The 14,250-nt window shown below is 47.4% G+C and carries 10 protein-coding genes; all 10 read right to left on the bottom strand.

All coding sequences use genetic code 11. The features are described 5' to 3' along the window. Positions 1-212: 212 nt before the first annotated feature. Positions 213-1,394 (bottom strand): MORN repeat-containing protein, encoded by a 1,182-nt coding sequence (locus J0895_RS19150; protein ID WP_207089602.1) that lies wholly within the window; start codon positions 1,392-1,394, stop codon positions 213-215. A gap of 91 nt (positions 1,395-1,485) precedes the next feature. Further along, on the bottom strand, positions 1,486-3,129 hold the full coding sequence (locus J0895_RS26500; protein ID WP_207089601.1) for a TonB family protein: 1,644 nt from the start codon (positions 3,127-3,129) through the stop codon (positions 1,486-1,488). 458 nt (positions 3,130-3,587) lie between these two features. Beyond that, positions 3,588-5,660, bottom strand: coding sequence for an iron ABC transporter permease (locus J0895_RS19140; RefSeq protein ID WP_207089600.1), 2,073 nt, complete (start codon positions 5,658-5,660; stop codon positions 3,588-3,590). 53 nt (positions 5,661-5,713) lie between these two features. Beyond that, positions 5,714-6,715: an ABC transporter substrate-binding protein gene (locus J0895_RS19135; RefSeq protein WP_207089599.1), complete on the bottom strand. Its 1,002-nt coding sequence runs from the start codon at positions 6,713-6,715 to the stop codon at positions 5,714-5,716. Then, positions 6,712-7,521, bottom strand: coding sequence for an ABC transporter ATP-binding protein (locus tag J0895_RS19130; RefSeq protein WP_340643554.1), 810 nt, complete (start codon positions 7,519-7,521; stop codon positions 6,712-6,714). Before J0895_RS19130 ends, J0895_RS19135 begins: the two co-directional genes overlap by 4 nt. A gap of 154 nt (positions 7,522-7,675) precedes the next feature. Next, a complete protein-coding gene (locus tag J0895_RS19125; protein ID WP_207089598.1) occupies positions 7,676-9,499 on the bottom strand; it encodes an IucA/IucC family protein in 1,824 nt (607 codons plus the stop codon). 34 nt (positions 9,500-9,533) lie between these two features. Continuing rightward, on the bottom strand, positions 9,534-10,760 hold the full coding sequence (locus tag J0895_RS19120) for an MFS transporter (protein ID WP_207089597.1): 1,227 nt from the start codon (positions 10,758-10,760) through the stop codon (positions 9,534-9,536). Beyond that, a complete protein-coding gene (locus tag J0895_RS19115; protein ID WP_207089596.1) occupies positions 10,760-12,061 on the bottom strand; it encodes a lysine N(6)-hydroxylase/L-ornithine N(5)-oxygenase family protein in 1,302 nt (433 codons plus the stop codon). The genes J0895_RS19120 and J0895_RS19115 overlap by 1 nt, the downstream gene beginning before the upstream one ends. Continuing rightward, on the bottom strand, positions 12,058-12,651 hold the full coding sequence (locus J0895_RS19110; protein ID WP_242541414.1) for a GNAT family N-acetyltransferase: 594 nt from the start codon (positions 12,649-12,651) through the stop codon (positions 12,058-12,060). Before J0895_RS19110 ends, J0895_RS19115 begins: the two co-directional genes overlap by 4 nt. Positions 12,652-12,767: 116 nt before the next feature. Continuing rightward, a partial coding sequence (locus tag J0895_RS19105) for an IucA/IucC family protein (RefSeq protein ID WP_207089595.1) occupies positions 12,768-14,250 on the bottom strand: 1,483 nt, incomplete at its 5' end.

Genomic DNA, 14,250 nt, shown 5'->3' with positions numbered 1-14,250 from the left:
CCTCAAAACCGAATGGGCGACCCTGTTTAAATGGGAAAAATCCGACTTCCTGGAAATCCTTCTCCAATTGGGATGGGGTAAACCAGAAGAGGCATCCTATCGGCGATCGTGGCCCGAATCTGGGACTGAAGACATTCATGCTGTCAATCCCGGCCATCAACCCATTTGTTAGTCCAAAAACCCGGTTTCTAACCCCGTCAGGTAACAACCCTCTAATTTTTCAGTTCCCCGTTTTGCCAACTGCCCTCGATGCGGGTACCGTCGGCATAAATATAGATGCCGGTTCCGTGTTTTTCACCTTCGGAAAATTGACCTTCGTAGCGATCGCCGTTGGCGTAGGTACAGCTTCCGGTTCCCTGAAATTTCCCCTCGGAAAATTCGCCTTCACAGCGATCGCCATTGACAAAACTATAGATGCCTTGTCCGCTAAACTGACCATCGCGAAACGTGCCAGCATAACGGTTCCCGTTGGCAAAGGTAAACACCCCTTCTCCACTAAATTTACCCTCGACAAATTCCCCTTCATACTGATTACCATTTTCAAAAGTCAGGGTTCCGCGTCCTTGGGGTTTGCCATTCACAAACGGTCCTTGATAACGGTTGCCATTGGTAAATTCCCGTACTCCCTCCCCATTAAATTGACCGTCCCTAAATTCCCCCTCATAGCGACTGTTATCGGCAAAGACAAAAATTCCCCGGCCCTCGGGTTTACCATTGGCAAACTGTCCTTCATAGCGATCGCCATTGCTATATTCTCGCACTCCTTGACCGTTTAATTGGCCTTCGGTAAATTCGCCCTCGTACTGTCCGCCATCGGCAAAAGTATAAATTCCCTGACCTTGGGGTTGACTATTCACCAATTCCCCTTGATAACGATTGCCATTGGCATATTCACAAGACCCTTGACCGTTGAGTTTACCATCGGCGACGGTTCCGGTGCAGCGGTTGCCATTGGGAAATACAAAAGTGCCGCTACCGGCAGGAGACCCTTCTACAAATTCTCCCTCGAATCGGATGCCATTCCCCGAAGTATAGGACCCGTTGCCGTGAAATTTGCCATCTTTGAATGCACCTTCATAGCGGTTGCCATTGGCAAATTCGCGGACTCCCGTTCCATTAAATTGACCATTGCTAAATTCGCCTTCATATCGACTATTATCGGCAAAGGTATAAACGCCTCTACCATGAGGTTGGCCCTCTTTAAAGTCTCCTTCATAGCGATCGCCATTGGCATAGGTGCAGACTCCTGGACCGCTGAGTTTGCCCTCTTGCAGTTCTCCCTCACAACGACCGCCATCGGGTAAGGTGACCACACCGGCGATCGCAGGCCAGGGGAGAGTCAAGGTAAGGGCGATCGATAGGGGAATTCCGAATGAATGGATAGAACGAAGCATAGATAAATTCAGGGTAAACAACATTAAGTTAGGGGGTTTGGGTTTTGGGTGGCGGTGAACTCAGATGGATCACCCACCGCACCTCATCGAGTTATGAATCCTCTAAGCGGAATGGAATTCTCACAAGCTGATTCTGCCGACCATTGTCTGACTGCTCAAATTTCCAACTCCAAATTTTCTCCATTGCCGAGTCATCCAAGGCCGAATGTCCACTCGATTGTTCTAAACGCACATTCGTGACATTCCCGGAGGGGTCGATATCCACACTCAGTAAGACAACCCCTTCCCATCCGGAGTCTCGCGCAATTCTAGGATAGCTGGGTTTCCCGCAGCGACGGCATTCTACGGATCCGGACCCGTTTTCGGACCCGTTCGGCGAACCGGCAGGAGTTTCGGAATTACTGCCCGGATCCATCGGCCCAATGTTGCCGCCAAAGGGTTCGGATGCCGTACCATTATCACTGTTTCCTGTCCAGGTGGAGGGGGAAGTTGAGGAGGGATTTGTCCCGCTAGAGTTGGGGTTTGTAGCGGTTTCTAAATCATTAAAAAAGTCAGAAGAAGAAGTCTCACCACTTCCGGGGTTCGGGTTGAACACTGGCGATTCAGCAACGCGCGGTGGCGCACTATTGGCATTGGGGTTGAAAGGTTCATTGAGTCCCGAATCACTGTTATTATTCCAATTTGAAGGTGCGCTGTTCTGATTGTCCTCAATTCTCGGTGCAGGATTGTTCGGTTCCAGTTGTGAGAACAAGTCGGGATTGCCGGTATTGTCGGGTCTGGGGTTGAGGACGGGACTGCCGGTATTGTCGGGTAGGGGTTGGATATTCGGGTTGAAGGGTTCCTCGGGGGTGTCGTTGCTGTTGTCATCCCAAGGCGATCGCCCGTTGGGGTTGAGTTCGTCTAGGGCAGGGGTTGCGTCTGAGTCGGGAAATTCGGTCAGCAACTCCTCCCCTGGGATTTCGGGTAAACTCCCGGTAACTGGGGGTTCGATGGGTTGCAGTTCATTCAACGGTTCATTTAGGGAACGGGTATTCTCCGCAAAGGGATTCGACGAGGCAACCTCTTGGTCCTCTAAGGCGATCGGTTGATTCGCTGAGTTAAAGTCGTTCATCCAGTCGGATTCGGGACCCGGCGTTTGCGGGACCGAACTCACTGCCGGGGGATCTAGCAGTCTGTCCACCGGATTTAACTGGGGTAGGGGTTCTAAATTTTGGGTCTCCGGTTCCTGGGCGATCGGCGGACTTTCCACCGGATCCAGGGGCGCTGGTGCGGACAGAGAAGGTGCTTGCTGGGGTGTTATGGGGGCGGGACTCGGTGCAGGTTCCGGGGTCGGTTCCGCCATGAAGGGTTCGGGGACTGGGGCCGGTTGCTCTTGCAGGAAAGGTTCGGGTTCGGGGACTGGTTCTGGCAGGGGTTCTGGTTCGACCATTTCGGGTTCGGGAAGAGTTTCGGGTTCCGGTTCGGGTTCCGGTTCGGGTTCGGGGATTGCTAATGCTTCCGGTTCTGTGGGTGGCGGGTCCTCTTCCGGTTCCGGTTCGGGTTCCGGTTCATCAAGAACGATAAATTCAATGGGTTCCTCGATCACTTCGGGCGATCGCGTCACCATCAAGTTCGCCATCAAAGGCAACAAAACCAAATGCACCACGACTGAACCCATCAGGGTCCATCCAATCAGGGTCTTGATTTGCTCCTCTTGTTGTTCTCGCTGTGCCGCAGAAACGGTAGAAAAAGTCATGCCTGCTAGATCTCCTCAGAACAAAGGTGGGGACAACAGGGGCGCGATCGCTCTGTCCTGTTTCTCCAACACCCAAAAAATGCCGGAGTAACACCCTTTAAAGTTTTTAGCACTATTGCAAGGTATTTGCAATAGAGTTTTAAAAATATTAGCACTATTACAGCCAGTTGAGATGAAAAGCATCCGGGTTCAACGGATCTGAGATCCATAAACTAAGGGGGATAATTTGTCAAGTCAGGGTTTTGACCATCGGTTTCAGGGCTTGAAATTATTTACAGGCAAGAGATTCAAGGTTTTTAGCCTTCAATTACCAAGGCAGGACAGTCCCCAAGTTGAGGTAAAATTTTCCCTAAATACGGGAAAGTTACTGGCAATAGGGGTATTTTGTTCTAAGAAAATTTATCAAAAAGGAGATAGACTCCGGGAAATAGCTGGATTCAGAGACAAGATGAGTGAGTTTAAGCCATTTTGCCTCGGGTTTGCCACAGCAACCACAGGAAATAAGGGGTACCGATCGCCGCCACCACTAACCCAGCAGGAATCTCTTTCGGGGCTAATACTACTCGGCCAATGGTATCAGAAATGGCGACTAAAAGCGCGCCTAAAATTGCGGCAAATGGCACTAATTTCCGATGATTTGTGCCAACCAAAATCCGGGCGGCATGGGGGGCAATTAATCCCACAAAACTAATGGTTCCCACGGTGGAAACTGCTGCGGCAGCTAAGGCAACGGCGATCGTCAATAAAATCCCTCGGGCTTTTTGCAGGGGAATTCCTACCAATCGGGGTACATCATCCCCGAGGGCCATTAAATCCAGCCAACGTGAGAAAATCCAAGCGATGGGTAGCAGAACCAAGGGCCATGCAATTAAACGCCACAAATCCACCCATTCCCGGGCATAAGTGCTCCCAGACAGCCAGACTAGCGCTTGGGCGACACGCAGTTTTGCCATGACAACTAACAGGTTGATTCCGGAACTACAAAAGGCAGAAACGGCAATTCCGACGAGGGCTAAACTAGCGGGAGAGAGTCCATCGCGCCATGCCAGGAGACAGACGGCAGCAAAGGCAACAAAGGCACCGACAAATGCTGCGATCGCCACCGCTTCTACGGGGGGATTGGGCATTAAAACGAGGACGCACATCGCCCCTAATCCCGCCCCGGAGGTAATACCGACGATTTCAGGACCGGCGATCGCATTTCTCACAACCCCTTGCAACAGCAACCCACTCACCGCCAGGGATGCCCCGGCAAAGATTGCCACCAGTAGACGAGGTAAGCGTAAATTAAATATAACTTTTTGTGAGAGTGCGGTTCCGCCACCGAGGAAGGTGTCGAGGATTTGGGAAGGGTTCAAGGTAATTCCACCCCATACCAATCCAGCAAGCAAGGCGACTGCCAGGGCGACAATTGCAGTTCCCAGTAACAAAGGATAAGAGAAGCGACGGGAAGGGCGATGACTGGAAGCGAGGACCGTTCTCCCTTTGCTGCCATCGAGATTGGCAGTTTTCCGGACTAATCCAATTAAAAACGGTGCACCGACAAGGGGGATGACAGTCCCGACGGGAATTTCGCTTAAATTGGTTTTCACACTTTGGGCGAAAATATCCGCAGCGACGAGGACCACCGCGCCCCAAATTGCTGAACCGGGCAGTAAGAGGGCGTGAGGGCGACATCCCATCAATCGCACTAAATGAGGGGCGACTAATCCGATAAACCCGATGGGTCCTACCACACTCACGGCAACTGCCGCCAGGAAAACGGCGATCGCAGTCCCCGATAAGCGCGTTAGTTGCACCCGTTGTCCCAGCGATCGCGCCATGTCATCGCCGAGGAGTAGCACATCGAGAGATTGGGACATCAAGAGGGCTAACCCAGCAGAGATCGCGACTCGGGGAAAGGCGTAAGCGCTATTACTCCAGTCTGTTTGTAGTAACGAACCGGCCCCCCAAAAGAATAATCCCGTGGTTTGATTTTCATAAAAGACTTGCAAGAGTGCCGTAAACGAAGCCAAGGCGAGGGAAACGGCAACACCGGAGAGGGTGAGACGAATGGGAGAAACCTGGACCCCGGCAGCAATGGCGTAGGTTAATCCCGCCGCCAGCAATCCCCCGGTGAGTGCCACTAAAACCGGCGATCGGGCGAACCAGTCTGGGGCAAAAATTCCTGTCGCTGCTACCGCAAAATAAGCGCCAGCATTAATTCCCAGAGTGGAGGATGAAGCGAGGGGATTGCGTGTAACAGTTTGTAGCAATGCCCCGGCGATTCCCCAAGCGGCCCCGGTGATCACTGCGATCGCCGCCCGAGGCAAGCGCATCAGTCGCACAATATTATGGGCGGCAAGATTCTCATCCGGGGCAACAATAGCGTTGAGGGTTGTCCCAATATTAATATCAGTTTGTCCCTGAATTATATGAATGAACAGCAACATCACCAGCAGCAACAATCCCCCCAGCAAAATCATCGCTGCGGAAGTTAATTGTCGAGAAGCAAGGGGAGATAATTTAGATCCAAAAATCTTAAACACCATTCTATTTTTTATATTTGTTCTTCCGTTGGGACAGGGTATTACTCTGTCCTCAATTAATTGGGTAAATCTTCTCTATTTGCCATCAATGCCTGCACTACCTTGTCCACAAATACCTCCGCCGAAAGCGGACCCCCAAATATCCAAGTCTCGCTACCAATGGAGTACAAGCGACTCTCTTTGACAAATGCCAGATTTTTCCAAATGAGATTTTGTTTTAACTGCTTGAAATAGGGATTGTTTTCTTGGGCACTATAGAAAAAGTTGGCATTTTCTACCGGGGGTAGCGACTCAATCCAGGCGGTGTTAAACCCAAATGGATCTACTGCGCCTTGCCAAGCATTCGTTAAGCCCAATTGTTGCAGAATTTGTACCGCCATTGCGTTATTATTAAATAAACGAATTTGCGGTGCACCGCTGACGAATTGACCGAGAATAAAGGGAGTTTGGGCGAGTTGTTTCCCCTTTAACTGTTGGGCGGCATCCTCAAATTTTGAGCGCATTTGCTGTAAGACTGCCTCGCCTTTGGCTTTGGCATTCACCACTTCAGCAATCTTAAGAAAGGTTTGTTCCATTTCATCCAATTGACGAATCCCGGTTTCGGGGGCGGGATAGGGGTCAAATAATAAAGTAGGCGCGATCGCCGAGAGGGTAGAGGCGATCGCCTCATGGCGCAAATTCACCCCAATAATCAGATCCGGTTCCAATTGGGCGATCGCTTCTAAACTCGGTTCCTGCCGCGTTCCCACATCCATAACCGGATCAGCCAGTTGGGGTTCAATTTGCACAAATTGGTGATAACCGGCGATATCTGCTACACCCACCGGCTGAATTCCCAATGCTAACAAATCTTCCACATAAACCCATTCCAATGCAACAATTCGCGTGGGGGTTTCTGCAAATTCTAGGGAAGAATTCACTTCGGTTTGAGAGGAGATGCCATTGGTACAGGCAACCACCGCCAAACTCGCGGCAAAATAAAGAATAAATCGAAATAATTTACCCAGGTAACTTGTCGCTGAAAATAGACTAATTTTAGTACAAGTTTGACGCTTCATCCGACCCCCTTAATTGCTTCTAAAATTCCTAACTCCGACGGAAAGCAAGTCGGAGTTCCGGTTACCGGATGGGGAATCACCATCATTTCTACTCCAAATCCGGCTAAAATATTCTCCGGCGTCATCACCTCTGCTGGAGGACCACTGGCAATTACTTCACCGGAACGCAACATCAGAATGCGATCGCTATAGGCAGCGGCTTGATTCAAATCATGTAACACCCAACCGACGGTTATTTTCCGTTCCCGGTTGAGTCTTCTAACTAATGCTAAAATATCAATTTGATGACGAATATCTAAAAAAGTCGTCGGTTCATCTAATAGTAAAACCTGGGTTTCTTGGGCTAACGCCATTGCAATCCAAGCCCGTTGACGTTCGCCGCCCGAGAGGGTATCCATCAGGCGATCGCGTAATGAAGTGAGTCCAGTGACACCTAACGCCCAATCCATCGCCGCCTGATCGTTGTGAGAGAGTCCTCGCAACAGCGATCGATGGGGATATCGCCCATATCCGATCGCCTCCCACACTGTAATTCCAGCCGGGATATCTGGGGACTGCGGTAGCATCGCCAACTGACGGGCAATTACCCGAGTCGGCATCGTCGCAATATCTCGCCCATGCAGATAAATTGCACCCTGCTTGGGCTTTAAGAGTCGCGCTAGGGTGCGTAATACGGTGCTTTTTCCCGATCCATTGGGTCCAATTAAAGCCGTCACCTTTCCCGTTTCCAGGGAGAGGGAAAGATTGGGAACAATTGGGCGATCGCCATAACTAATGTTCAGGTTACGGGCATTTATAGCAACCACAATGATTCCTCCTTACCTTGTCAACGATGAGGCTAATTGTACTCTGGATTTGTATCATTTTTCCCTGATTTACACTTAAACTCCCGGTTTAGAATTAGCCCGCCTTAACGGACTAATTGGCTGAAACCCAGCGCAGGAGAGGGTTGAGTTTTTTTTAAAAACCTATTTTTACCGGGTCCTCCGCTACTTCATATAAGGCATTGGTGACGGTTCCGAAAGCAGAAGCATGAGGGCGATCGCCATCGTCGGCATATCCATAAGTAATTAACCGATTACGATTTAAGCACAGTTTGGTAAACTTCGGGGCAAGCAGATTAAACAATTCAAATCGTTCTTGTAATTCCGGGAAGCGATGTTGATAGTTCAAAATGGTTTGACGCACTTGTTTCCAAAAAGTCCGTTCCGGATAGTTATGATAAGTTTCCACAATATCGGATAAATACCGATGATGGCAAATGAACAATCCGGCAAAAATAAACTGGCAAAGTCCTTCCGGGGATTCGGTGAGTAAGACTGTCCGTAATTCTGGGGAAATGATATCTAATTCGGGTAAGGGATGCCGACTGATGTTGACATCATCTACAAAATCTTTCATTGCCAAGCGATGCGGCAGATGATTTTTGAGGACCAAAATAGTGTTTTCTCCATGAGGAGAAAAGACCACCCCATACCGATATAGATAATGTAATAGCGGGGGTAAAATGACATTAAATAGGCGTTCCAGCCATGCTGACACCGTCAATCCTGATTTTGCAATCAGTTGGGAAATAAAGGGTTTGCCATTGCCATCGATATGAACCAATGCGGCTAAGGTAATTGGTTTTTCTTCCGGTTCGCAATAGGCAAGCACACTTTCCCGCCACAGACAGCCCAGCATTTCTTTGTACTGATAAGGTGCGCCCTGAAGTTCGGTATAGTAACAGCGATCGTAGTTGATACTGGCAACTTCTCCCGGGAGAATCATCCGGCATTCTTTTGATAGAAAAGAGTCGCGATCGCAGATAGATTTGACCAATTCTGTGACTTTGGGGGCAATAGCCGTTCGTTCTCCTGGCAGTCCCCGATAGACTAAGGTATTGAAAATACTCAGGGGTAATTTAACGTGCCGTTTTTCGGAATTGCTGATATTGACAAAAGTGCGAATTGACTGTTGAGGTAAATAGCAGTCAGGGCTTTTGCCCAGAAAGATAATTCCCCCGGTGGCAATTTCTTCCGCATACAGGGATACCACGATATTATTCCACTGCCAATCATGAACTGGCATGAAGAAGTAATCATCGGGATTTACTGAATGAACCTTCAGAATGTCTTGAAATTCTGAAATCGTTGTTTGTCCTAATTCCTCTTGAATCAGAGTTTGATAATCCAGGGTTTCTATCGCATTAAATTGTGCGCGTTCTTTCAATACCGCAATCCAAGTCAGATGGATTGATTGCTTGCTTTCTGGGGCATGGGCGAGATAATCATCATAACCAAACCCGATGCGTCCCTTATTAAACGTAATCCAAGGATGCCCTTCCATTTCCCCTTCTAATTGGGCATAATCCAACCCCAGCAAGTCGATTTGTTGAGCTTCTTTCCGGGCATCCAGATGAGCATCTGCCAGTAAGGTATTGCTGAATTCTTTAATCAAATGTCCAGCAGTTTGCGCCGTCATTCCAACAGCAGTATGAGCATCGATAACGAATTGAAAGGGATTTTTTGTGACTTCCCATGCGGTCCCATTCCATCTTTGAATGGATTCAAGTTTGACCCGATAGCTATCAAATAACCTTTGTTTAGCTTCAAACTGATAGGCAATCCCTTCGGGCATAGACAGTTTATATCGGGCTTCAGACTCGCTAGTTTGTTCGATGAGTTCCGGTTGGATAATCTCCTCATACATGAACTCTGACAGCATTTTTGCCAGTAGCTTGGCGCTAACTTTTTGCCAGCGTTGGGGTTGTAAGGCTTGGTTGAGAATTGTTAAATTTTCCATTGGTTTTACTTCCTTAAAATGTATCATTGAACTGTTATCTCTTAGCCCGCGCAGGCGGGACTTGTTCCTGGATTTCCACCCGGATTGGGTGAGGGAATCCGCCGAAAATAGTCAATTTTGCAAAGGCTAAATTTGCTAGACAAATTGCCGCTGCAACCCAGAGGGGGGCGGCTAAATTAGAGGTACTCACTGCCCAAGATGCCAGCAAGGGCGCAGCCAAATGACCTAAGTTGGCAAAGGACATGGCAAGACTGTAGTTAAAATGCAGGCGATCGCTGCTACTACTGCCAAATAATCTCAGTTCTAAAGTTGCCTGAGTCACGGCTAAACAAAAGCCATAAACGATTCGGGCAAGCACAACAATTCCCAGAGATTTTGTCCATCCTTGGAGGAAAAGAGTCACGGCTAATAAGCCAATTCCTATCAAGTAAATAGAACTCAGACGGTCAGATTGACAGAATTTGCGGATGTAAGGTAAAGCGGCGATCGCCATCACGCTGGGAATCATAAACAGATAGCTACTCGCTACCAAATCCACATTAAATTTATCGGATTGGGTGACATAAGTGGTAAAAAAGGGACGCACTAAATTATTGGCAAGTTGAAAGGTTAAAATCACTAAGCCAAGGGCGAGAATAAATTCCCATTGATTGCCAACTGCGTCTGTCGTCTCTGCTGGCGATTTTTCCGGCTGTTGAGTGGATACATTTTTCAGGATGAATAAACAGAGACAAAATTGGAATAAATCCGCTGCGGCGACCCCATAAAATAGCCGCAAAGGTGCCTCTAAATTTACCATCCAAGCCCCGGCGATCGTCCCAGCAACAATGGCCCCATGAAATACTGCTTGATAGGTTCCAGCTATGGCGGATTGCCGTTCTTTCCCTGCTAATTGAATGATTAAAGGATAGACTAACAGGTAAGAACTTTTGAACAGCAGCAAACAAATCGTATAGGCAAGAAACTGATTTGCACTGGTACTGGTTGCCATTAATGCTGTCATCACCGCTGCCCCAGCTTGACCCGCATAAAGCAGATATTTAACCTCCCAAAAGCGGGCTAAAAATCCCCATGCGGGCGCACAGATAACCACGGTTAACCGACAAACAAAAATGTAAAAGCCGGTATAGGCTAAATCCTCCATTCCAAACACTTTACTGAAAAATTGGGGATAGAATGGCGAGAGTAAAACCTCCGAAAAAATCGCGAGGAATACACATAAAAAGAGTGCGCCAAATCGCAGTGATTTCTCAGATTTCATCAGGTGACACCGAACTGCTGAAAGACATTGCGGCGATTGACTCGATAAACACTTTCACCCAGCAGGGTATTAATAATCACCGAGTTGCGATAAGCCCCTAATCCTAAATCCGGTGCACCCACGCCATGACTGTGCAATTCGCCATTTTGCACAAAAATTTGATTGGGGATATCTTGCGTTAATGCCAGTCGGTAATCCAGTTTTACCCCATAGCGATTCTTGTCATCCCAGGCAATCAAATCCCTAATCCCTTCAATACAGTTGGGAATCGCATGATCATACCCCGTCGCGAGAATAATGCAGTCGGTTTCATGGGTAAAACGAGTTTCTTGTTGCCGATGTCGGTATCCCAAAATAAAGCGATCGCCTACGGATTCGACTTCCTTCACTTCCACGAGGGAGAGTAACTTAATATCCGGTTGATTGCCACAAACCGAACGTTCATACAGCAAGTCGTAAATATCGGCAATCGTTTTAGCACTAATGCCTTTATAAAGCAAGTTTTGCTGAGACAGAATCCCATCCCGTTTTTGCGGAGGTAAGGAGTAGAAATAAGTCGTATAATCTGGGGAAAAATGCTCTAACCCCAGCTTGGAATATTCCATCGGGAAGAATCCCGGCGATCGCGTGTACCATTCCAGGTGATAGCCATAACTAGACTGTTCCTGCAACAGTTCATAAAATACTTCCCCCGCACTTTGTCCCGAACCAATTACAGTAATTGATGTAGATTCCCGACAGCGATCGCGCTTGTGCAGAAACTCGGCAGAATGAAAAACTTTCTCAGAATGAACCGTTCTAAAACAGGGAGGAACTTGGGGAATACTTCCCACTCCTAAGACTAAATGCCGCGCATTATACGTTAAAACAGCCCCGGTTTCAACCTGCCTTACTTGCACCTGATAAGAACTCTCAGTCCCCGTATTTTCCCAGGTAATCCCTTCCACTCGCTGTCCAAATTGACAACAGTCTAACTTTTGTGCCACCCACTGACAATAGTGGTTATATTCCTGACGGGGAATGTGAAAATTTTCGTACAAATAGAAATGATACAGACGAGAATGTGCCTGGAGATAGTTGAGAAAACTATAGGGACTGGTGGGGTCTGCCATCGTCACCAAATCCGCCAAAAATGGCACTTGAATCGTACAGCCTTCGATGAGTAATCCCGAATGCCATTGAAACTTTGGTTTTTGTTCCAGAAACAGAGATTTAACTCCCGTGGGGGCTAAAAGGGCCGCTAATCCTAAGTTAAAGGGTCCAATTCCCACGCCGATTATATCGTACAGGGGTTCTATCATGATTCCCACCTTTCCATAAAGCGATCGCGACTGCAAAACATCAAAGCCGCTTGTTTATCGGGTAACGTAATTTTCCGCTGAAATTCAAACCCGCAACCTTCAAAAACATGAATCATTTTTTGATTGCGGATATCCGGTTCTGCGACAATTTTTTGAGTCGGCAAATGCTGCAATTGAAACGCCGTCATTGCCTTCAACAAAGGTAACGCATACCCTTTTCCCAAATAATCCGTTTCCCCAATTAATAAATGAATCCCCTGGTCCTCCGGATGGGGTTGATAACAGTTAGCAAGGATATCGTCCTTCGTCCAATAGGACTCCCAATAACTCATGGGAACCCCATCTAAATACCCAATATAGAGAGTTTGATGGGTATCTGCGATCGCCCGTTCTAAATGCGCCTGCATTTTATCTAACTCTAACCCTAAATTCCAAAAGGGAATTACATGAGGTTGATTCATCCAGTGATGAATTTTCGTTAAATCTTCCCCTAACTTAACCTTGCGAAATGCAATAATTTTATCCAGAGTTGAGTCATGGTTCTGGTAAGCAAACTCTGGCTTTTTTTCTACCTGTGTTGATGCCATCATGTTCTCAGTATTCTTCTATTCCTTTGCTGTGTTATAAATGGCGGGATGACATCCTGAGTTCCCTCCCCAAGACACAGAGGAGGGCTTTCAGAATCTTTTAAAAACCCTACATCAGCCTATAAACCGGCAACCAATGGATTATTCAACCCCACATAAACCGACTGAGTTGCCAAAGAACCGACTAACTCATCCATATCATGAAATCGCGTCAGCAAATTGGCTTTACAGCGTAACTTGGGCTGAGATAAATTCTCCAAAATATTTGACCCATTGGTATTCATAGTTTTTGCCTGTTCTAACACTTGCCGCAACTCAGCCAGCAAGAGAGTTTCATCCACCAATCCCGCTACTCCAAACCCATTAATCAATCCAAATAGATTGTTTTGGAAAAAATAATACGCCAATCGTTCATCGGCGATCGCATCGTCACAGACGGTTTGACTTTTATCCCCAATTCCCGGTAGAATTTTGTTGAGATGTTCATAACAAGACTGCCGGAAATAATAGCCTTGGTTGTCCCGATAATAAAACCGTTCTGGATATCCATCCGCCAACTGCAACACACTATTTTGCTGATGCGCTTCCACTGCGATTCCATGAGTAAAGTACAACCAGAGAATCGGTTGTAAAGAAATCTCTAAATAGCTATGAAACCAATCTAAACTCACCTCTGATAAAGTACGATTTTCTTGTTTGGCTAGGGTTCTAATCAGATTTGCTAGACGAGAACCATCCCCATAAATTGAATCTTGACAGAGGGAACTAATGCAGGTGGCATCGGTTGCCGGATTAGTTTGAAATGGATTTTGTCGCAGAATGGTGGCAAAAGCCGGTAGGGGTTCGCCGTTGAATTGGACTGCCAGAAATGCCGGGTCCCGAATGATATCAAATTGATGATAATTTTGTCGCAATTCTTCCCCAATCGGACCGGCTAAAATCTGATGGACTTCCACACTCCGTTCCAACTCTTTATAGAGATTCATTCGCACAGAATTGGTAATCTTCACATTTAGGGAAAGTTTAAACATGAATGCAGCATCAGAGTGATAAACTGTCCGAATGGAAGAGGTGGGCAAAAATGCCCGTCCCTGGGGTCCCAAATCTTCCAGTAAACCATGATTAAATAAGGTTTTTCCCACAGGTTGACGGTGCAAATAGTGCGCTTGCCAGGGATGCAAAGGCAGCAGGGAATAGTCATCCGGTTGACAATACATCTGCTTAAATTCTTCAGATACTTGCGGATCTGCAATCAGTTCAGTTTTAATTAACTGAGTCGCGGTTTCTGGAAGTGCAGACCCTTCTAAGACAATTGAGGGATGTAGCCGAAAATAATGTAAGGAAAATTTCCCTTTTAATTCCGGGGAATAAATCGGTAAATCTTCATCAGCAAACCCTTGACGACTCTTGGGAGTGGGATGTAATAAATGTCCGAAAATTAAGGCTTGTTCCGTTTCCCCGAATGTGCTGTGAAACGCGGTGAGAATTTCCGCATCCCGACGCCGATCGCGCACGAATTGTTCGATATTGTGGCAACTTTGAACTACCCGCAACAGCAGTTCATCTTGGGACCCACTGCTGTGATTAGCCAGGGCTAATTCT

It is taken from the genome of Phormidium pseudopriestleyi FRX01 (assembly GCF_017313335.1).
GTDB classification, from domain to species: Bacteria; Cyanobacteriota; Cyanobacteriia; order Cyanobacteriales; family Laspinemataceae; genus Laspinema; species Laspinema pseudopriestleyi.
The sequence above is the reverse complement of the archived record's forward strand: the minus strand, read 5'-3'. Positions and strand labels throughout refer to the sequence as shown.